At 66.2% G+C, this 19,667-nt stretch carries 22 protein-coding genes; 10 read left to right on the forward strand and 12 right to left on the reverse strand.

Annotated features, from left to right (window positions below):
• Positions 1 to 14 precede the first annotated feature (14 nt).
• Both ACQ86G_RS06990 and ACQ86G_RS06995 read left to right on the forward strand, forming a co-directional pair.
• Complete coding sequence (locus ACQ86G_RS06990; protein WP_431259913.1) at positions 15 to 1,304, forward strand: YeaH/YhbH family protein; 1,290 nt, start codon at positions 15 to 17, stop codon at positions 1,302 to 1,304.
• 113 nt (positions 1,305 to 1,417) lie between these two features.
• Positions 1,418 to 2,926, forward strand: coding sequence for a SpoVR family protein (locus ACQ86G_RS06995; RefSeq protein ID WP_431261353.1), 1,509 nt, complete (start codon positions 1,418 to 1,420; stop codon positions 2,924 to 2,926).
• 12 nt (positions 2,927 to 2,938) lie between these two features.
• On the opposite strand, the gene ACQ86G_RS07000 is transcribed toward ACQ86G_RS06995, so the two are convergent.
• Positions 2,939 to 4,306, reverse strand: a complete 1,368-nt coding sequence (locus tag ACQ86G_RS07000) for an FAD-binding oxidoreductase (protein WP_431261354.1) — start codon at positions 4,304 to 4,306, stop codon at positions 2,939 to 2,941.
• 255 nt (positions 4,307 to 4,561) lie between these two features.
• Here ACQ86G_RS07000 and ACQ86G_RS07005 point away from each other — a divergent pair, with 255 nt between their 5' ends.
• Together ACQ86G_RS07005 and ACQ86G_RS07010 are read left to right on the forward strand one after the other, a co-directional pair.
• Positions 4,562 to 4,870, forward strand: a complete 309-nt coding sequence (locus tag ACQ86G_RS07005) for a hypothetical protein (protein WP_431259914.1) — start codon at positions 4,562 to 4,564, stop codon at positions 4,868 to 4,870.
• A gap of 112 nt (positions 4,871 to 4,982) precedes the next feature.
• Positions 4,983 to 5,603 (forward strand): cob(I)yrinic acid a,c-diamide adenosyltransferase, encoded by a 621-nt coding sequence (locus ACQ86G_RS07010; protein ID WP_431259915.1) that lies wholly within the window; start codon positions 4,983 to 4,985, stop codon positions 5,601 to 5,603.
• Positions 5,604 to 5,621: 18 nt separating this feature from the next.
• Here ACQ86G_RS07010 and ACQ86G_RS07015 read toward each other — a convergent pair whose 3' ends face one another.
• Positions 5,622 to 6,602, reverse strand: coding sequence for a helix-turn-helix transcriptional regulator (locus tag ACQ86G_RS07015; RefSeq protein WP_431259916.1), 981 nt, complete (start codon positions 6,600 to 6,602; stop codon positions 5,622 to 5,624).
• A 160-nt stretch (positions 6,603 to 6,762) separates the two neighbouring features.
• Between ACQ86G_RS07015 and ACQ86G_RS07020 the strand changes: the two genes are divergently transcribed.
• Positions 6,763 to 7,851: a hypothetical protein gene (locus tag ACQ86G_RS07020; RefSeq protein WP_431259917.1), complete on the forward strand. Its 1,089-nt coding sequence runs from the start codon at positions 6,763 to 6,765 to the stop codon at positions 7,849 to 7,851.
• 33 nt (positions 7,852 to 7,884) lie between these two features.
• Here the strand turns inward: ACQ86G_RS07020 and ACQ86G_RS07025 are convergent, their stop codons facing one another.
• The 9 genes from ACQ86G_RS07025 to ACQ86G_RS07065 form a co-directional block, all read right to left on the reverse strand.
• On the reverse strand, positions 7,885 to 8,103 hold the full coding sequence (locus ACQ86G_RS07025) for a hypothetical protein (RefSeq protein WP_067280209.1): 219 nt from the start codon (positions 8,101 to 8,103) through the stop codon (positions 7,885 to 7,887).
• Positions 8,104 to 8,254: 151 nt separating this feature from the next.
• The gene (locus ACQ86G_RS07030; RefSeq protein WP_431259918.1) at positions 8,255 to 8,602 is read right to left on the reverse strand and encodes a PIN domain-containing protein; all 348 of its coding nucleotides are present in this window, start codon (positions 8,600 to 8,602) and stop codon (positions 8,255 to 8,257) included.
• Complete coding sequence (locus ACQ86G_RS07035) at positions 8,599 to 8,928, reverse strand: AbrB/MazE/SpoVT family DNA-binding domain-containing protein (protein ID WP_431259919.1); 330 nt, start codon at positions 8,926 to 8,928, stop codon at positions 8,599 to 8,601. The genes ACQ86G_RS07030 and ACQ86G_RS07035 overlap by 4 nt, the downstream gene beginning before the upstream one ends.
• 4 nt (positions 8,929 to 8,932) lie before the next feature.
• Complete coding sequence (locus tag ACQ86G_RS07040) at positions 8,933 to 9,451, reverse strand: GNAT family N-acetyltransferase (protein WP_431259920.1); 519 nt, start codon at positions 9,449 to 9,451, stop codon at positions 8,933 to 8,935.
• Positions 9,452 to 9,602: 151 nt separating this feature from the next.
• Entirely contained in the window at positions 9,603 to 10,265 is a 663-nt protein-coding gene (locus ACQ86G_RS07045) for a 3'-5' exonuclease (RefSeq protein WP_431259921.1), read from the reverse strand.
• Positions 10,262 to 10,576, reverse strand: coding sequence for a nucleotide pyrophosphohydrolase (locus tag ACQ86G_RS07050; RefSeq protein WP_431259922.1), 315 nt, complete (start codon positions 10,574 to 10,576; stop codon positions 10,262 to 10,264). The genes ACQ86G_RS07045 and ACQ86G_RS07050 overlap by 4 nt, the downstream gene beginning before the upstream one ends.
• Before the next feature lie 384 nt (positions 10,577 to 10,960).
• Positions 10,961 to 11,608 carry a 7-carboxy-7-deazaguanine synthase gene (gene queE / locus ACQ86G_RS07055; protein WP_431259923.1) on the reverse strand — a complete coding sequence of 216 codons (648 nt, stop codon included), beginning with the start codon at positions 11,606 to 11,608 and terminating at the stop codon, positions 10,961 to 10,963.
• Positions 11,605 to 12,726, reverse strand: a complete 1,122-nt coding sequence (locus ACQ86G_RS07060) for a 6-pyruvoyl trahydropterin synthase family protein (RefSeq protein ID WP_431259924.1) — start codon at positions 12,724 to 12,726, stop codon at positions 11,605 to 11,607. The genes queE and ACQ86G_RS07060 overlap by 4 nt, the downstream gene beginning before the upstream one ends.
• A gap of 330 nt (positions 12,727 to 13,056) precedes the next feature.
• The gene (locus ACQ86G_RS07065) at positions 13,057 to 14,106 is read right to left on the reverse strand and encodes a S1/P1 nuclease (RefSeq protein ID WP_431259925.1); all 1,050 of its coding nucleotides are present in this window, start codon (positions 14,104 to 14,106) and stop codon (positions 13,057 to 13,059) included.
• A 293-nt stretch (positions 14,107 to 14,399) separates the two neighbouring features.
• On the opposite strand from ACQ86G_RS07065, the gene ACQ86G_RS07070 reads away from it, so the two are divergent.
• The 5 genes from ACQ86G_RS07070 (at position 14,400) to ACQ86G_RS07090 (ending at position 19,124) form a co-directional block, all read left to right on the forward strand.
• Positions 14,400 to 14,618, forward strand: coding sequence for a TOBE domain-containing protein (locus ACQ86G_RS07070; RefSeq protein ID WP_067280234.1), 219 nt, complete (start codon positions 14,400 to 14,402; stop codon positions 14,616 to 14,618).
• 31 nt (positions 14,619 to 14,649) lie between these two features.
• A complete protein-coding gene (locus ACQ86G_RS07075; RefSeq protein ID WP_431259926.1) occupies positions 14,650 to 15,270 on the forward strand; it encodes an RBBP9/YdeN family alpha/beta hydrolase in 621 nt (206 codons plus the stop codon).
• 158 nt (positions 15,271 to 15,428) lie between these two features.
• Positions 15,429 to 15,875 (forward strand): SRPBCC family protein, encoded by a 447-nt coding sequence (locus ACQ86G_RS07080; protein ID WP_431259927.1) that lies wholly within the window; start codon positions 15,429 to 15,431, stop codon positions 15,873 to 15,875.
• Positions 15,876 to 16,281: 406 nt separating this feature from the next.
• Positions 16,282 to 18,390, forward strand: a complete 2,109-nt coding sequence (locus tag ACQ86G_RS07085; RefSeq protein ID WP_431259928.1) for a protein-disulfide reductase DsbD family protein — start codon at positions 16,282 to 16,284, stop codon at positions 18,388 to 18,390.
• 71 nt (positions 18,391 to 18,461) lie between these two features.
• Positions 18,462 to 19,124 (forward strand): redoxin domain-containing protein, encoded by a 663-nt coding sequence (locus ACQ86G_RS07090; protein ID WP_431259929.1) that lies wholly within the window; start codon positions 18,462 to 18,464, stop codon positions 19,122 to 19,124.
• A 90-nt stretch (positions 19,125 to 19,214) separates the two neighbouring features.
• Here ACQ86G_RS07090 and ACQ86G_RS07095 read toward each other — a convergent pair whose 3' ends face one another.
• On the reverse strand, positions 19,215 to 19,574 hold the full coding sequence (locus tag ACQ86G_RS07095) for a hypothetical protein (protein ID WP_431259930.1): 360 nt from the start codon (positions 19,572 to 19,574) through the stop codon (positions 19,215 to 19,217).
• Positions 19,575 to 19,667 lie beyond the last annotated feature (93 nt).

The following is a 19,667-nucleotide window of genomic DNA, read 5'->3' on the forward strand; positions in this document are numbered from 1 at the left end:
CGGAAAGGTTCCTCATGACAGGCCTCCAACAAATCATCGATAGACGGCTGTCGGGCAAGAACAAGTCGATCGGGAATCGCGAGCGTTTCCTCCGTCGCTACAAGGACCAGATCCGCGACGCGGTGCGGCGCGCGGTGGACAAGCGCGGCATCCGGGACATGGAGCGCGGCGAGGACGTGCAGATTCCCAAGCGCGACTTGAGCGAGCCCGTCTTCAGCCACGGCGAAGGCGGCACCCGCGAAGTCGTGCGGCCCGGCAACACGGAGCACATCAAGGGCGACCGCGTCGGCAAGCCCCAGGGCGGCCAGGGCGGCGGCGGCGGTTCGCAGGCGAGCGACTCCGGCGAAGGGGAGGACGACTTCGTCTTCCATCTCAGCAAGGAGGAGTTCATGCAGGTCTTCTTCGAAGATCTGGCGCTGCCCAACCTTGCCCGCACGACGCTGGCCGAGACGCCCGAGTACAAGACGGTGCGTGCCGGTTACGTGACCGACGGCACGCCGACCAACCTGCATGTCGTGCGCTCGATGCGCGGCGCGCTGGGCCGCCGCATCGCGCTGGGCATGGACAAGCGCCGAGAGCTCCATGAACTCGAGACACGTCTGCTGACCCTCCAGCAGGAGGAGGACAAGCGCCGCCCGGAGATCCAGGCGTTGATCGCCGAGACCGAGGCGCGCATCGTGCTGCTGCGCCAGCGCCTGTCCAACATCCCCTTCCTGGACCCGATCGACCTGCGGTTCCGCAACCGCATCAAGGTGCCGCAGCCGACGACGCGGGCAGTGATGTTCTGCCTGATGGACGTGTCGGGATCGATGGACGAGAGCCGCAAGGATCTGGCCAAGCGCTTCTTCATCCTGCTCTACCTGTTCCTGACGCGGCACTACGAGAAGATCGACGTCGTCTTCATCCGCCATCACACCCAGGCGCAGGAAGTGGATGAACAGAACTTCTTCCACGCCACGGAGACGGGCGGCACGGTGGTGTCGTCGGCGCTGGTGATGATGGAAGAGATCATCCGCGCGCGTTATCCGGCCGGCGACTGGAACATCTACGGCGCGCAGGCCAGCGACGGCGACAACTGGCACCACGACAGCGGTCGCTGCCGCGAACTGCTGGCCGACAAGATCCTCCCGCTGTGCCGCTACTACGCCTACGTGCAGGTGGCCGAGGCCGAGCAGAACCTCTGGGAGGAATACGCGAAGCTGGAGGACGAGGTGCACCACTTCGCGATGCGCAAGGCCGTCGAGGTGGCGCAGATCTATCCGGTCTTCCGCGACTTGTTCAAGAAGGAAGGGGCGACCGCGTGACCGCGGTGCCGGAGGACATCACCATGAGCAGTCTGGAAAATCGCCGCAATGTCGGCATGGGCGTCGGTGAGAACGAGTACGGCGGCCGCCGGGTCCGGGCACCCTTGACCCAGATGCGGCCACTGGAGAAGCGGCCCGAGCATCCGCTGCCGTCGCCCAGCGACTGGACCTTCGAACTGGTCGAGCAGTACCACGAGGTCATCCGCCAGACCGCGGAGCGCTACGGGCTCGACACCTATCCGAACCAGCTCGAGGTCATCACCGCCGAGCAGATGATGGATGCGTACGCGTCCGTCGGCATGCCGGTGAACTACCGCCACTGGAGCTACGGCAAGGAGTTCATCGCCACCGAGCGCAACTACAAGCGCGGCCAGATGGGCCTGGCCTACGAGATCGTCATCAACTCCGACCCGTGCATCGCCTACCTGATGGAGGAGAACACGATGGCGATGCAGGCGCTGGTGATCGCGCACGCCTGCTACGGCCACAACAGCTTCTTCAAGAACAACTACCTGTTCCGGATGTGGACCGACGCGTCGTCCATCATCGACTACCTGGTCTACGCGAAGAACTACGTCGCGGACTGCGAGCAGCGTTACGGCCTGGACGCGGTCGAGGCGACGCTGGACTCCTGCCATGCGCTGATGAACCACGGCGTCGACCGGTACCGCCGCCCGGCGAAGCTCTCGCTGGCGCAGGAACAGGCGATGCGCAAGGACCGCGAGTCCTATGCGCAGCTGCAGGTCAACGACATGTGGCGCACGCTGCCGCGGCGCCTGGAGGACGAGGCCAAGGAGGAAGAGAAGCGCCGCTTCCCCAGCGAGCCGCAGGAGAACCTGCTGTACTTCATCGAGAAGAACGCGCCGCTGCTCGAGCCCTGGCAGCGGGAGATCGTCCGCATCGTCCGCAAGGTCGCGCAGTACTTCTATCCACAGCGCCAGACGCAGGTCATGAACGAGGGCTGGGCGACCTTCTGGCATCACAAGCTGCTCAACACCATGTACGACGACGGCTACCTGTCGGACGGCATGATGATCGAGTGGCTGAAGTCGCACACCAACGTGGTGGCGCAGCCGGCGATGACGCAGCTCAATCCGTATGCGCTGGGCTTTGCGATGTACACGGACATCAAGCGCATCTGCGAAAAGCCGACCGACGAGGACCGCGAGTGGTTCCCCGCGATCGCCGGCAGCGACTGGCTGCCGACGCTGGACCATGCGATGCGCAACTTCAAGGACGAGAGCTTCATCGCGCAGTACCTGAGCCCGAAGATCATGCGCGACTTCCGGCTGTTCTCGATCCTGGACGACGAGCACCAGGCGGAGTACGAGATCTCCGCGATCCACGACGAGCAGGGCTACCAGTATGTGAGGCAGGCCTTGTCGCGGCAGTACGACCTGTCCACGCGCGAGCCCAACATCCAGGTCTGGAACGTCAACCTGCGCGGCGACCGTTCATTGACGCTGCGGCACCAGCAGCACCAGGACCGTCCGCTGCACGACGGCGCCCAGGAAGTGCTGAAGCATGTCGCCCGGCTGTGGGGATTCGGCGTCCAACTGGAAAGCGTGAACGCACGTGGCGACGTATCCCGTCGTTGGAGCGTGCCGGCGCCGCAGCACTGAGCCCGGGTTTCTTCAGACGAAGATCTTGCCGGGATTCATGATGTCGTTCGGATCAAGCGCGCGCTTGAGCGCTCGCATCTGATCGACGGCGCCCTCCCCCGCTTCCTGCAGCAGGAAGCCCTGCTTGTGCAGCCCGATGCCGTGCTCGCCGGTGCAGGTGCCTTCGAGCGCGATCGCCCGCGCGACCATCTGCGCGCTCAGACGTTCGGCCGCTTCTCGCTCCGCCGGAAGGGCGGGATCGATCAGATACCCCATGTGGAAGTTGCCGTCGCCCACGTGGCCGACGATGAAGTAGGACAGACCGCTGGCCTCCACCTCCTCGACCGACGCGTTGATCGACTCCGCCAGTCGCGAGATCGGCACGCAGGTGTCCGTCGTCACCGCGCGGCAACCCGGCTTCATCTGCAACGCCGACAGGTAGGCGTGATGCCGCGCGGTCCAGAGCCGCGTGCGCTCTTCCGGCGTCGTCGCCCATTCGAAACCGGTCCCGCCATGATCGGCGGCGATCTCCTGCACGGTCGCGGCCTGCTCCGCGACACCGGCGTCGGAGCCGTGGAACTCCATCAACAGCATCGGCGCCTCGCGCAGGGTCAGCTTGTCATGGCGGTTGACGGCGCGCACGGCATGCGCATCCAGCAATTCGCAGCGCGCGATCGGCACGCCCATCTGGATGATCGCGATCGTCGTCCGGACCGCCGCGGCTATCGATTCGAAGGAGCACACGGCCGCCGACACCGCTTCCGGCAGCGGATACAGCCGCAGCGTGATCTCGCAGATCGCGCCCAGCGTGCCTTCGCTGCCGACGTACAGCCGCGTGAGGTCATAGCCGGCGCTGCTCTTGCGCGCGCGGGAACCGGTGCGGACCAGTTGCCCCTCCGGCGTCGCGACGGTCAGCCCGAGCACGTTCTCCTTCATCGTCCCGTAGCGCACGGCATTCGTGCCGCTCGCTCGCGTCGCCGCCATCCCGCCGATCGACGCGTCCGCGCCCGGGTCGATCGGGAAGAACAGGCCTTGATGGCGGATCTCGGCATTCAGCTGACTGCGCGTCACGCCGGCCTGGACGGTGACTGTCAGGTCCTCGGCATGAATGCTCAGGATCCGCTTCATTCGGGACAGATCCAGACTGACGCCGCCCTGGACTGCCAGCAGATGCCCCTCCAGCGAAGTGCCGGCGCCATAGGGGATCACCGGCACGCGATGCAGGTTGGCCAGCGCGAGCACCGCCGCGACGTCCTCGTTGCTCTCGGCGAAGACGACAGCGTCCGGCGGCGGCACATCGAAGGGCGATTCATCGCGGCCATGCTGCTCGCGCAGGGCCATCGCGGTGCTGCAACGCTCACCGAACCGCGTTTTCAACGCGTCCAGCATCGCCGCCGGCATCGGGCGCGGCGCAAGCACCGGCTGATGCGCTGGCGGCAATGCCGTCGGTGGGTCACCAAGTGTTCGAGGCGCAGTCATCGCTGTCTCCTGGTTCCACGCGGTCCGAGGAAGAGGCGCTTCCCGGCCGGTGCTGTCCGGTCGATTCTAGGAAGTGCCGTCGCCGCATCCGCCGGCATCGTCGCGCTTGCGCCGCGACCCGCACAGTGACAGCATGGACGCACCGCGCGCTGGCTCGCGCGACATGAGGAGTCCGCCATGTCCCATCTGTGGTTGTGGACGATCTGGGCCCTGCTGCTGGCACTGCTGGTGGTCGCGACCCTGCGCATGGATTGGCTGAAGGTCTGGTGGATGGATCAGCTCCGTCACCTGCCCAACGACGTCGCGGCCCGCGACATCGATCCCGGCGTTCCCGCCGACACGCCCGAACCGGGCACGCGCCCGCAGGCGCATCACGTCCCGAGGCCGGTCGGCATTCCCCGCCACACGGTCCACGACATCCACGGCCACACGACCGGGATGAGTCAACACCGTCCGGTGTTCCACCGCAGCGGCAGCCGGAACTGACGAACGGGACCGGCCGGTCGGGCGCACGACGCCCGGGGATCACGACCCAGGGTCTGGACGAGTTGCGGCAAGATGCCGGGTTTGCACTTCCGCAGCCCGCGCGGCACCCGTCATGGCCAATCGACTTTCCCAGATCGCGACCCGCACCGGCGACGACGGCACCACCGGCCTCGGCGACGGCACCCGCGTCCCCAAGGACCATCTGCGCGTGCAGGCGATGGGGGATGTGGACGAACTGAATTCGCAGATCGGCGTGCTGCTGGCCGAGCCGCTGCCCGACGACGTCCGCGACCTGCTCGTCACGATCCAGCATGAGCTGTTCAACCTCGGCGGCGAGCTCTGCATGCCCGGCTACAGCCTGCTGAAGGATGCCGCGGTGCTGTACCTCGACCAGGCGCTGGCCGACCACAACGCCGCCCTGCCCCGCCTGGCGGAATTCATCCTTCCGGCCGGCACCCGCAGCGCCGCGATCGCCCACGTCTGCCGCACGATCGCGCGTCGTGCCGAACGCGCCGTCGTCACCCTGGCGGCACACGAGACGATCAACACCGCACCGCGCCACTACCTGAACCGGCTGTCGGACCTGTTGTTCGTGCTGGCGCGCGTGCTCAACCGGGCCAACCTGGACGGCAAGGGCGGCGATGACGTCTACTGGAAAAGCGAGCGCATGGCCCGGTATGCCGCCGAGGAAGCCTCGGGACAGCCCCAGGAAGGCCCCGGGAAGGGCTCCTGAGCGCCTGGACAGCCTGTCTCAGGCCACGGCGGCCGCCGCGGTCCTGAGGCGCTTGACGTAGGCCTCGCGCAACGCGGACGGCGCCACGACCTCGACCTGGCCGGCGTGCCGCAGCAGATCCATCAGCAGCTCGGTCGCGTCGACGAACGGCAACTCCAGCTGCCAGCGGCCGTCCGGCAGCCACTCGCTGCGCTGGGCCGGGTGCCACTCCTCGCTGGAGACCCAGGCAGCGATCTGCGCGCTGAAGATCACCGTCGCCCACTGCGGGTCGCCGCCGGCGAAGATCCCGTACCCCTGGTCCAGTTCCCCTTCGAGCTCCTTCAACGGCAGACTGCGCGCGACCTGATCCTCCAGCACCGACGCATCCTCCATCGCATCGAGCGCGAAGCGTCTCAACCCGTCGCTGACGTGGCACCACGCGTCCAGGTACCAGGTGTTCCGGTAGTGCACCAGGCGCTGCGGAGACACCTCGCGATCGCTGACCGATCCGCCGCCGGGTCCCCGCTTGCGGTAACGCAGCTTCAATCGCCGACGCTTCACGACGGCGCTCCCGACGGTCTCGAAATGCTCCGACGGCACCCGGCGCCGTGCTGTCGAGATCAGCTTGATGCGGCGTGTCATCTCCTGTGCCTCGACTTCGTCGCCGCCGAGCATGCCGGTGAGCTTGTCCAGCATCGGCTGCAGATGACGGCTGAGGAGGCCGTTCTCGTCGAGCCCGGCCATCATCTGATGCATGGTCAGGAGCGCATGCAGCTCCTTCTCGCTGAACCAGACGCCGGGCAGCTCATGCCGCTGGCCGCGCCAGTGCTGGCCGAAGCGGTAGCCGTTCTCGGCGGCGTCGTACTCGATCGGGGCATCCATGCGCTCACGCAGGTACTGCAGATCGCGCTTGAGCGTCGCCGGCGACACCTCCAGCAACTCCCGCATGTCCGCGAAGCTCACGCAGCCACGGCTGCGGATCAGCATCTCGATCTTGTAGAAGCGTTCGGTGCGGTCCATGACGGGTCCTCTGCTGACAGATCCGGGTAGCCGACCATCAACTTTCTGTCGATGACCGTCGAGTGGCTCATTCTATGAGCCACCCACCTTGAATACTTGATCCCAAGCCTGAAGCAGTCCTGCGCAAGGCCCCGGTTTCCAAGCCTTCAAGGAGCACCCCATGGTCGCCACGATCCGCCGCAACGCCAACGACATCGCCATCCAGCAATTGCCCCTGCCGATGACCGCGGTCGAGGCCGTGCTCGAGCCCAGGGACGACACGGGGGCCTCGAGCCATGAACGCGTGGGGTTCGAACTGGGTTGGGACTACGCCCATCACGGACTGACGCCACCGGTCGACCAGCTGTTCCGCCAATCGCCGCTGCAGCAGGGCTGGCAGCTGGGTCGATCGACCTTCGGTGCGCGGACGCTGAAGTCGCATCGCCATACGCAGCTGTGGCTCTCGCTGCGCCTGCATGCGTGGCAGCGCGGTCGCAGTTTCGAAACGCTGCTGGTCACGCCCAACTACCTGCAGCAGCTCGACACGACGCACTGCCCGGTCAGCCGCCTGGCGTTCAACGACGAACAGGATCATCCGCAACGTCGCTCGATCGATCGGGTGCGCGACGACGCGGGCTATGCGGCCGGCAACCTGGCCTTGATGAGCCACGCCGCCAACATCGCGAAGCTGGATCGCGGATGGCAGCAGTGCTGGGCCATGGCCCAAAGCCTGCGTCAGGGGCCGATGACGATGGCCGGCGGCCTGAACGCCGACGCCTGGGAACGCATGGCGATCCTGGCAAGCTTCGTGACACCGATGTCGCACGAACTGGCCGCCCAGCTCCCGATGCTGGTGCTCCCGCCGAACCGGCTGCGGATGTTCAACCCGGTGCAGGCCTTGCAGGCCCTGGTCACACGCCAACTGGCGACACCGGGATGGAGCCAGCGTCTCACGCGTCTCGAAGCGCTGATGGCTTCGCAGCAACGCGCCGATTTCTCGAAGTTCGTCCTGGCGCTGGTCCCGCGCGTGCTGCGCTGCCAGTCGCTCAGCGACCCGATGGAAATCCGTTGGGCGCTGGAAGATGCCTGGCGCGATCCGCTGTTGCAGAAGCGTTGGACGCACTTCGCGCAACAACTGACCCCCGAGCAGGCGGAACAGCTGGTGCAACGTGCCGCCAGCAAGCGGTTGAGCACCGTGCGCGTCCAGAGTCATGTCGCGCCCACCGACGGCTGGGCGCTCGACCGTCAGGGCTTCCGCTCGGCCGCCTGAACGCCGACGCCGACGCCGACGCCGACGCCGGCCTCAGCCTGGAATGCCCACGTGCAGCTTTTCAAGGCCACCGTTCTGGTCCTGGAGCGCGACGTGATAGCCCTGCTCCTTGAACCAGTCCGCCCATTGCCGGGCGTGCGACTTCTCCGGGAGCCAGGGCCCGGTGCGATCCATGTGGACGCGATTGCCGCGGCGTTCGTAGAACACCACGCGCCACATGTTGGAGGGGATGCGGTCGTGAAAGCTGGACATGAGCGACCGCGGAATCTAGCAAAGCAACAGGTCCCGCTGGGAGGGGGCAACACCTGGAACCATGCCGACATCGCACACACCGTGCAGAGTTGCCGTGCGGCCTGGCTACGACTGTTCGCAGACCATGCCGACAGCACCAGGTCGTCGCACATCAGCAATGAAGCCCCCCTTGCAGCGCGAGTTCGACAAGCGCTTGCAGCGGTTCTGGAATCCCGCTGATCCGCGGTGCGCGCGTCGGCTTCACGACCTCCGCGTACGGCAGGAAGTCAGCGAGCAGTTCCTGCTGCTGCACGTCGGACAACGCGAGCTTCGGATAAGCCAGCGCGCGCATCAGCGTCGCCGCCAGCTCGGGACTGACCAGCGGACGCAGCACGCCTTGCTGCCATGCACGACGCAGGCCGAGCGCCTCGCCGCCAGACATCAGCAACGCGCGCAGGATCAATGCCGGATCGATGACGGCGAGCGCCGGCGGCGCCGTCTTCTTCGATCGACGTGTCATGCGGTCTTGCGCGTGGTCTTGCGAGCTGCGGTCTTGGCCGTCGCGACGGGTTTCTTCACGGCCTTCTCGACCGTCGCGCGCGCCACGCGCTTGGCGGCAGGTTTCGCCGCCTTTGACGAGAACGCCATCGCCTTGGCGATGACGCCGTCATCGAGTTCGAGTTCCGCCAGCTTGGCCCGGACCGCATCGCCGCGCTGGATGCGCACCGGCGTCAGCACGACCTGCCCCGCCTGCAGCAGCACTTCGAAGTACTGCACAGGACCGAGCTTGTCGGTGACGCTTTTCGGCAGGGTCAGCTGGTTCTTGGACGTCAGCTTCGCCAGCACGCGATCAGACCAGCGAGCGCTGCAGGCGGAGCTGTTCCAGCGCGCGGCCTTCGACGTCGACCGCCTTGACGCTGTCGTTCTCGGCCTTGAAGCCGGCGATCTCGAAGAAACGCATCGCGCGCTCGTTGTTCCTGTAGGTCCACAGGGTGACGCGGGTGCAGCCTTCTTCCTGAAGACCTTCCTGGGCTGCTTCGACCAGTGCCTGGCCGACGCCCTTGTCCCAGTGGGCGGGCATGGCGTACATGGCCCAGATCTCACCGGTGGTGGAGGGCGTGCCCTTGTCGCGGGAGCGATCGAAGCCGACGAAGCCCATCACCTCGTTGTCCAGGTGCGCAACCAGCACCTGCGGCTCGCACATGTTGATCGCTTCACGCCAGTAAGCCTGACGCTGGGCGACGGAAAGTCCGTTGAGGGCGCTATCGGGCCAGAACTCCTTGTACGCGTCCTGAGCGGAACTCACCTGGATCTGGGCGATGGCCTTGGCATCACGCAGTGTGGCCGGGCGAATCTGAATACTCGACATACTTGGAGAACAAACGCATTTCGGGGAAAGGGCGGGATTGTCCCAGTCAATGCGACCAAACGGGCACCTTGACAGCAAATGTTTTACTGATCTTGATCGTCGCGAGCGAATCCGTGCGGCCGCGCGCCTCGAAACAGACGACCAGCGAACTTCAGACCAGCGAGACCTGCAGGTGCCGGCGGAAGTCACGCGCAAAACCGGTGGCGGCCTTGTGCCAGTGAGGGCGCGCCACGGCCTGCAATCGCAGCAGCAGCTCGTGTTCGACGCTCAGTTCCCCGAGAAATTCAGCGAGTTCGACGCCGATGTCGCGCTGCATCCGCTGCACCAGCTGCGCCGTGGTCAGCGCATCCGCGAGCGCCCGGTGCGCCCGTCCGTTGTCAGGGAGTCGATGAAAGCGGGCCAACGTCCCGAGCTTGCAGTTCGGCGATTCCGGGTAGAGGCGGCGAGCCAGTTTCACGGTACAGGCGAACTCGGGCGCGATGCGCGGCGCCGCCTCGGCACGATCGAGCTCATGCAGCCAGAAGCCACGATCGAAGCTCGAGTTGTGCGCGACAAAGCCGCACCCTTCGGTGAACGCGGCGACCTCGCGCATGACCTTGGCCGCCTCAGGCGCGTCCTCGACCATCTCGTTGCTGATGCCGGTCAGGCGCTCGATCATCGGCGGGATCCAGGCGCCCGTGTTCATGAGGCTCTGGTACTGGCCGACGATCTCGCCGTCGCGCAGCAGCACGGCGGCGATCTCGGTGGCGCGGCCCCCACCTTGCGGCGAGTTGCCGGTGGTCTCGAAGTCGATGACGGCGATGGTGCGCTTCATGCGGTCGGGGCGGGGTACTTCCGGGCGTTCATGGCGATCTTGCGCTCGACGGCCATCGGCACGTCGACACCCGCCCGGTCGGCGATCTGCAGCAGGTACATCAACACGTCGGCGATCTCCTCGCCCAGGTGCTGATGGTCCTCGGGCGACAGCTGCTGCGATTCCTCGGCGGTCTTCCACTGGAAGATCTCGACAAGCTCGGCCGACTCCACGACCAGCGCCATCGCCAGGTTCTTCGGCGTGAGGTACGGGTCCCAGTCGCGGGCTGCGGCGAAGTCGCGCAGCCGGTTTTGCAGGTCGGTGATGTCCATGGCTTCGCAGTGTGCAAGTCCGGCGCGGGCTGCTCAAGCGCCGTGTGCGCTGCAGGCACACGACAGCAACGTCGCAAAGAAATTTCCTGCCTCTGTTTTCAACATCAAGGTTTTATATATCTCCTTAGTCGTCTTAGTAGAGGGACCGACTTTTTGTGGACAAGTCGAAAATTCCCTTCAAAACCAATGACTTGGGATCATCAAAACCTTGTGCGTGGAAGGCCTCGTTAGGCCTGCATGGATCACCAACAACCTGGACCGACCGGGGTCGGCCTGTGGAGAACCGGCCAGTTGCCAGAAAGTTGTCCACAGCGTTGTTGGCTATGCAGCGGAGCCCGTCTCGTGCAAGCACCGGCGGGAACGGGGATAACTTCCCCGTCCGCCTCAATCGATCCCGACCACCTTGTGCATCTGGATCGACAGCTTCCATTGCGGATGGTCCATGCAATACGCGATGGCGGCCCGGGTGTTCTGCTTCTGCAGGACGGAGTCCATGGGCTGGAGGAAGAAGTGGTCGAAGGCCAGATCCGCGAAGCGTTCCGGCAAGGCCAGAGGCTGTGGATAAACCAGCTTCAACTCGTTGCCCTTCGTCAGGACGACTTCCGCGTCGGCCTTGGGACTCACGCAGATCCAGTCCAGGCCTTCAGGCGCCGGCTGGGTGCCGTTGGTCTCGACGGCGATCTCGAAACCGTGGGCTTTCAGCGCGGTGATCAGCGGCCCGTCGAGCTGCAGCAGCGGTTCGCCGCCGGTACAGACGACGTAGGGCGTGCCGGTCTTGCGGCCCTGCTCGTCCTTGGGCCACTTCGAATCGATGGCTTCGGCCAAGGCATCCGCCGAGGCGAACTTGCCCCCGCCCTGCCCGTCCGTGCCGACGAAGTCGGTGTCGCAGAAGGTGCAGACCGCCTTCTCGCGGTCCTGCTCGCGACCGGTCCACAGGTTGCAGCCGGCGAAGCGGCAGAACACGGCCGCGCGGCCGGCCTGCGCGCCCTCGCCCTGCAGCGTGTAGAACATTTCCTTGACGGCGTAGGTCATACGGGGATCAGCTCCTCGAACGGACCGTGGCTGACGATGACGCCACTGCCGCGGGTTTCGTACAGGTCGACGCGCTCCAGCGGCGGCAACTGCGCCTTGGCCTGCTGAAGCACCCAGGCTGCCACGCTGGCGGTGTCCGAATCCGGCAGACCGGCGAGTTCATGCAGCGGATGGTGGTCCATGGATTTGAAGATCGGATCGAACAGCAGCTTCACGTCGCTGAAGTCCATGGCCCAGCCGAAGACCTGGTCCAGCGGTGCGCTCAGGTGCAGACGCAGCGTGAACGTGTGGCCGTGGATGCCCGCCAGCGGATGTTCCGATGGCGCGCGATTGAGCTTCACCGCGCTGTCGAGGGTGAACTCCTTCCAGATCCGGTAGCGCTCGCCGTCGAAGTTGGCACCGCTGGAGCCGGTCTCGTAGACGGTGACCCAGCTCAGCTCGGGCAGCTGCGGCTTCAGGCGCGCCCACAGCCAGGACGAGATCAGCTCGCTGGTCGGATTGGACAGGCCGTCGATCTCGTTCAGGCACTGGTAGTTCAGCTGCGCATGGAACGGTGCCCAGAGCTCGTCGAGGTGGTCGTAGTCAATGCTCAGGTCGCGCTCGCCGAGGTCCTGGTTGGCGTGCAGGATCAGCTCGAAGCCATGACCGTGCATGCGGCCGCACTTGTGGCCCATCGGGACGTTGGGCAACTGGTGGGCGGCCTGGAAGCGGTATCGGCGCCAGACATGCGCGTGGCCGTTGGCGTCCAGGTCGACGCCGGAGTTCGACGTGCTCTGGATGCCGACTTGCGTGATGCCGGGGACCTGGAACTCGCTCTCGAGGCGGTGACGGATCCAGCGGGCGATGTTCTCGTCGGTGGGCTGGGTGATGTGCTGGTTCAGCAGCGCATGGTCCAGCGGGGCGATGCAGCGCTCGAGGCAATCGCGCAGCGCGTTGACTTCGCCGCCGGGGAACGGTGCCCAGCCGGACGGCAGTTCAGCTCGGACAGTGGCCAGGTAGCTGTGGCCGTGCAGACCGCGGGAGCGGTGTCCCGGGGGAAGCGCATCGATCTGACAAGCCGACTCGAACCCCGCGGAAGCGGTGAAAAGTGAAGCTGGAGAAGCAGGTAAAGCAGACATTCCGAGAGTGTGACACGCCCGCTTTTCTTATCTTCTTGTATTGAATATCTCCTTGGTCGTATTAGTAGGTGTTCAGGGGTTCATGTGGACAACGCCCGAATTGCCCGACAGAACAAGGACTTGCGAGCAGAGCAACAGTGTGGGCCGAACCCGGGGGAACTGCGGGACGGAAAGACAACAAGTCCTGGAGACGCGGCGCTGCTGTGGACAACCTGCCAGTTGTTCATCGCTCATCCCCAGGGTTGTGCACAGGCCCGCCCATCAAGACAAATCGTCCGAGAGGACGAAAAAAGCCCCGCGATGGCGGGGCTTCGTGGGGCGTTGGAAAGACTACTTCTTGTCCGCCTTGTCCGGCCAGATGCTCTCCAGCATCTGCGCCAGGCGTGCCCCGCCCTTGATGACGTTGAGGCGCGTCTGCTCGAGGCTGCGCGCGTCATAGCCCGCCGGCGGCGTGGCCATCCAGCGCGGGCCGCGCAGGCTCTGCTGGCGGGCGCCGAAGCTCATGCCGTCGAATGCGTCGCGCGCACCCAGCAGCGATTCGCTCGCCCACAGCACCGGCCAGCCGTCCGGGTTGCCGGTCGCGGGCGGCACGTCCTTGGCCAGCGCGGGCATCGCTGCGAGCTGCTCGGCGCTCAGCCGTCCCGGCATCCCGTCCCAGTAGCTGTGCAGGTTGCCGCCGGGCGTGCCGTCCGGCTTCGGCAGCGTGATGGCATTCGCGCCGACCGTGTGCGTCTGGGCGTCGGCGCCCTGCGTGTCCGGGTCATACGGCTTGCCGTCCGCATCCAGGTACAGCGAGCCCATGTGCAGCGGCTGGTGCATGTCGCCGATCGCGTGCACGACCAGCGCCAGGGCGTCGCGCTCGTTGAAATCCATCGGCGGCGTCTGCTTGCCGGTCTTCAGCACGAGGATCGCCGCCTTCAACGCAGGCACGATGTCGTGGTCGCTGGTGCCGATCGATCCCGGGACATAGCGGCCACGCTGGATCGCGACATTGGCGTAGTGGTACTGCTTGTTGCAGGACTCCTCGCCCGGCTTGGGCTCGCACTGCTCGAAGTTGCGCTTCACGTAATCGCGCATCCGGGCTTCTTCCTCGGCGTTGTTCTCGAACACCGCGCACTCGGCGAAGCGTCCGGTCACGGCGTACTTGAAGTCGTTGCCGGTGTCGATGCCCTTCACGCAGTCGTCCCACACGGCGATGTCGCGCAGCGAGACCGGACCGAGGATCCGCTTCACTTCGGCTTCGGCACGATGGCCCTTGATCAGCTGGGCGGCGATCTCGCCGACCGTGTTGTGGCCGACGGCGCCGAATCCGAAGGCCTGACCGCAGCAGGCGGCGACCAGCGAGAACGCGACCAGGCCGCGCGCAAACGATTTAGTCATGACAGGGAATCCATGTCGAACGATGCGCCGGCGGAGCCGGCAGGAGATGCGCGATTGTGCATGGGGCCCCATGACAGCCATCAACGGAGATTCCCGTGTGATGGCGTCCGATGGGCGCATCTCGCCGCGGCATCGCCCGGCTTTACCTGCGCTTTACCGCAGCCGGTCCTGCCTGCCCTCGTCTGCCGTGCCCGATCCTTATTCGGTCCCCGCATGTTGATCCATCAAGCGCTTCGTTCGGCAAATGAGCCGGGCTGCCTAAGCTGGTCCCCATCTTCTTTGGAGCCCCTCACATGACCATCACCGCCATCAACGTCCGCAACCAGTTCCGCGGCACCATCAAGGAAATCGTCGAGGGACCGGTCGTCTCGGAAGTCGACGTGCAGACGGCGGCCGGCCTGATCGTCACCTCGGTGATCACGACGCGCTCGGTGAAGGAGCTCAACCTGACCGTCGGCAAGGAAGTCGTCGCCCTGGTGAAGTCCACCGAAGTGTCGATCGCCACCTTGTGAGCTTCCGGCCCGAGACCAGCAGGAGATCGCCATGGCGCTCTACCCTTTCCGTGCGACGCAGCACAACGGCAGCGCGGAACCGCGTCTGCTGATCATCCCCGGCCTGCACGACAGCGGGCCGGCGCATTGGCAGAGCTGGCTCGAGCAGCAGTACCGCGACGCCCACCGGGTGAAGCAGCGCGACTTCAGCCATCCGGACCTGGAGCGATGGTCGGAGCGCATCCATGCGCGGATCGACAACGCCGGTCCGGGCGAGTGGATCGTCGTGGCGCACAGCTTCGGCTGCCTGGCGCTGGCGCATCACCTGCAGCGTCATCCGGACTCGCCGGTGCGGGAGGCCTTGCTGGTGGCGCCGGCCGAGCCGGACAAGTTCGGTCTCGCGGAGAGCCTGCCGCATCAACGCCTCGGTCGTCCGACGGCGTTGATCGCCAGCCAGAACGACCCGTGGATGAGCGCGTCGAGCGCGTTGCGCTGGGCCACGCGCTGGGGCAGCAGCTACAGCAACATCGGCCTGGTCGGTCACATCAACACCGAATCCGGCTTCGGACCCTTCCCCTTGGCCAAGCGGTGGGTGGAAGCCGCACGGGCCCGCGCCGCACGTGAGCGCCGACCCGAACGCGCCGGCATCCTGGAGTGGTCGTTCTCGGTCTGAGCCGGTCCGATCCGATCACGAACGCGTCGTGATCCGCAGGCCCGCCGTGCCCGCAGAAGCGAGTCCGGGGAATCCCTGTCAGGGGCACGGAGTCTCGCGCCGGTCACGTTCCGGGGCTATGGTGAATCTCCATTCGAGAACGAATCCAGGAGACTCCGATGCCCTTCACCATCCGTCTGCACCGCGTCCTGAAAGCCCCACCGGAACGCGTCTATCGCGCGTTCACCGACCCGGCCGCGATGTGCAAATGGCTGCCGCCGCACGGCTTCACCGGCACCATGCACCACATGGATCCGAAAGTCGGTGGCACTTGGCGCATGTCGTTCACCAACCTCTCGGCCGGTGGATCGCACACCTTCGGCGGGGAATACCTCGAGCTCGAGCCCGGAAAGAAGCTCCGCTACACCAGCCGCTTCGACGACCCCAACCTGCCCGGCGAGATGACCACGACCGTCGAGCTGACCCCGGTTTTCTGCGGGACGGAAATGCAGGTCACGCAGGACGGCATTCCCGATGTCATCCCTTCCCAAGCCTGCTATCTCGGGTGGCAGGAGTCCCTGACCCTGCTCGTTCAACTCGTTGAGCCCGATATTCCGAACGGCTGATTTCCATGTGGATTCCTGGCAGGAGTTGTCAGGCTCTCAGCGGTTTTGAATGACTGTTTTTGCGTTTTTGGGGTTGCTTTACCCCGTGTTGCCAGTCGCGGGCTCTCCACGGGGCATGGGGCGCCCCTCCAGGGACCCCAAGCCCCATTCCGGCCCCACCCACGCTCGCTGACGCCGCGTTTCTGGCGAGGGTCACGGATGGTGGCATTCGCAGATATCGGCTTTTCCGGTTTCTCCGAATCGTGGAAGTAAGGAAACAAGGAAGGGCGACGCCTTGTGAGGGTCAAGCCCATTGCCTAGCATCGCGCCCATGCGCTTTCTTCCCGTGAACCTGCTGCGATCGGCAACGGCGTCGACCCTTGCCGCGCTGTCGACAGTCGTCGCACTGACGAGCCTTGCATCCTTGATGCCAACGGCGAACGCCGCACCACCCGCAGATCGCTCCGCCACGGACGAAGTCCAGGTCCGACTGATCAGCGCTTCCTCACAGGTGGCGCCGGGACAGACGGTGCTGCTCGCGCTCGAACAGCGCATCGCGCCGCATTGGCACACCTACTGGAAGAACCCCGGCGACTCGGGCCAGCCCACGAGCATCGATTGGAAACTGCCCGCCGGTGCGGCCGCCGGCGACATCCTGTGGCCTGCGCCGAAGCGCTTCGATGTCGGCCCCATCACCAACTACGGCTACGAGGACCAGGTCCTGCTGCTGACCGAGGTCCGCCTGCCGCAAGACCTGGCCCCCGGTTCCACGGCCACCGTGAGTGCCGAAGCGACCTGGCTGGTCTGCCGGGAAGAATGCATCCCGCAGCAGGCGACGCTGTCGTTGTCGATCCCCGTCGCCGCCGCTGCCAAGGACTCGAGCGACGCGTCGAGCCTGTCCGCGGCGCGTGCCGCGCTGCCAGGCAAGGCGCCGTTCGCCGCCGCCGCGCGGATCGAAGGCAGGGATCTCCTGGTCACCTGGCCCGTCTCCGCCGTGTCCGGCGTCAAGCAGGCCCTCTTCATGCCGCAGGACTGGGGCCGCATCCAGCACGCGGCGAAGCCACAGCTCGATCGCGCCGGCGACGACTGGCGTCTGCGTGTGCCCGTCGGCGAGGAACCCGCCACCGCCGGCAAGCCGATGAACGGACTGCTGCTGGTCGACGGCAAGGCATGGGAAGTCAGTCTTCCGGTGACCGGCGTTGCAACGGCGCCGGTGCCGACAACCTCGCCGACGACGACGGTCGCAGCACCGGGATCACCGGCGAATGCGTCCTCTGGCAGCGGGGACGCCGACATCAGCCTCTGGACCGCGATGGGCCTCGCGCTGGTGGGAGGCCTGATCCTGAACCTCATGCCCTGCGTGTTCCCGGTGCTGGCGATCAAGGCCCTCGGGTTCCTGCGCGGCAACGCGGGCGAGCACCGCCAGCAAGGCCTCGCCTACACCGCCGGGGTGCTGGTCGCGTTCGCCGCACTCGGCGGCGCGCTGCTCGCCTTGCGCGGCGCGGGAGGCAACGTGGGTTGGGGCTTCCAGTTCCACTCGCCGCTGTTCGTGCTGCTGCTGGCCTGGCTGATGTTCGTGCTGGGCCTGTCGCTCGCGGGCCAGTTGCAGATCGGCGCAGGCTTGGCAGGCATGGGGCAAGGCCTCGCGAGCAAGCCCGGTCTCGCCGGCAGCTTCTTCACCGGCGTGCTCGCGACGGTGGTCGCGACGCCGTGCACCGCGCCGTTCATGGGCGCGGCGATGGCGTATGCGCTGGCGCAACCCGCAGTCGAGCTGATGGCCGTCTTCCTGTCGCTGGGCCTGGGCCTGGCGCTGCCTTATCTGGCGCTGGCCCGGTGGCCCGCGTTGCAGCGGCGCATGCCACGACCTGGCGTCTGGATGGACGTGCTCAAGCAGGCACTCGCGTTCCCGATGTTCGCGGCCGCGATCTGGCTGGTCTGGGTGATCGCGCAGCAGGCCGGGCCGATGGGCGTGCTGGTGGCACTCGCGGGCATGGGCCTGTTGGCGCTCGCCGCCTGGATCCGCTCGGTGAGCCGGAACGCGTCGTCGCGCTGGCAATGGACCGGTGGCGGCGCCGCGATCGCGTCGCTGGTCGCAGCGGCGGCTTTGTTGCCGACGCTGTCGGCGACCACCGGTTCGGAGGCACCGGACGCCGTGACGTCGAGTGGTGTCTCACGGACCGCGGCGGTCGACCATGAGCCTTACTCGCCCGAACGCCTGGCGCAGCTGCGCGCACAGGGCAAGCCGGTGTTCGTGAACCTGACCGCGTCGTGGTGCATCACCTGTCTCGTGAACGAGCGGGTCGCGTTGTCCACCGACGAAGTGCGAACGGCTTTCGAAAAGCAGGGCGTGACCTACCTGAAAGGCGACTGGACCCGCCAGGACCCGCGAATCACCGAACTGCTGAAGCAGCACGACCGCAGCGGCGTGCCGCTGTACCTGTTCTATCCCGCCGGGTCGGGCAGCGGCGCGCAGGTGCTGCCGCAACTGCTGACGCCCGGCATCGTCACCACGGCCTTGCGGGGCGGCGCTACCTGAGTGCCTTCGCCCACCGTCGCTTCACGCCGGCCTTTCATTTCCGCAGACGTTTTCATCCTGGAGACCCCGTCATGAACATCCCGATGACTTCCACGACCGCTTCATCCCGTGGCGCGTTCTCGCGTCGTGCCGTGTTGGTCGTTGCCGCGTTCGCGGCGACGATGGCCATGACCGGCATGGCGCAGGCGCAAGCGCAGATCGACCAGCCGGCCCCCGCCTTCAGCGCGACGACGGCCGATGGCAGGACGGTCACGCTGGACAGCTACAAGGGCAAGACCGTCGTGCTCGAATGGACCAACCACGACTGCCCCTTCGTGAAGAAGCATTACGGCAGCGGGAACATCCCGGCGCTGCAGAAGGAGGCGACTGCGCAGGGCGTCGTGTGGCTGCAGGTGATCTCGTCGGCGCCGGGCCAGCAGGGCCATGTCGACGGCGCGACGGCGACGAAGCTGAACAAGGACCGCGGCGCGGCGCCGACGCAGGTGCTGCTCGATCCGAGCGGTCAACTGGGCAAGGCCTATGGCGCGCAGACCTCGCCGCACCTGTTCATCGTCAATCCGCAAGGCGTGCTGGTCTACAAGGGTGGCATCGACAGCATCGCCACCGCCAAGGCCGACGACATCGCCAAGGCCGATCCGTACGTGAAGACGGCGCTGGGCGAACTGGCCGCCGGCAGGAAGATCACGCACGCGAGCACCAAGCCCTACGGCTGCTCGATCAAGTACGGCAGTTGAGGCCGGGTAGACCGGACAGACCGGGCGCCGTGCCGGTGCCGACGAACGAGGGGCCGCGTGATGCGGCCCCTCGTTCGTCACGCGTCGTGATCAGCGATTCTCCCGCCAGTGGTAGCCCTTGCCGCGCATGCACGAGTCCTGCGCCTGGGATCGACGCCCCTCATTGGCATCGATCAGGCGTGTGTAGGCAGGCGTCGTCGTCGTGTTGCACTCCGTGGTGTCGCCCTTCTTCGTGCACTTCTTGTTCTCCGAGGACGACCCGCCGAACTGCGAGTCCTTCGTGATCGAGGGCGGATACATGCGCGCGGCCTCCCGCTCGCAATCGAACGAGTCGTGATCGATGTCGACAGGGGAGGCGCCTTCGCGCAGCCATTGACCGGAAGAGCAGCCGGTCAGCAGCAATGCGACGCAGAGCACGGCGGGCCGCAGGGCGGGAAGACGGAGGGACAAGGGTCGTGTCATCGGCAGGGTCCAGTTGACGAGCAAAAGGCGCCCACTCTTTTCGGAACCGCGCCAAGAGGCAATGACTGAAAGAAGCCAATT

The organism is Roseateles chitinivorans (assembly GCF_050632145.1).
Classification (GTDB): Bacteria; Pseudomonadota; Gammaproteobacteria; order Burkholderiales; family Burkholderiaceae_C; genus Roseateles; species Roseateles chitinivorans_B.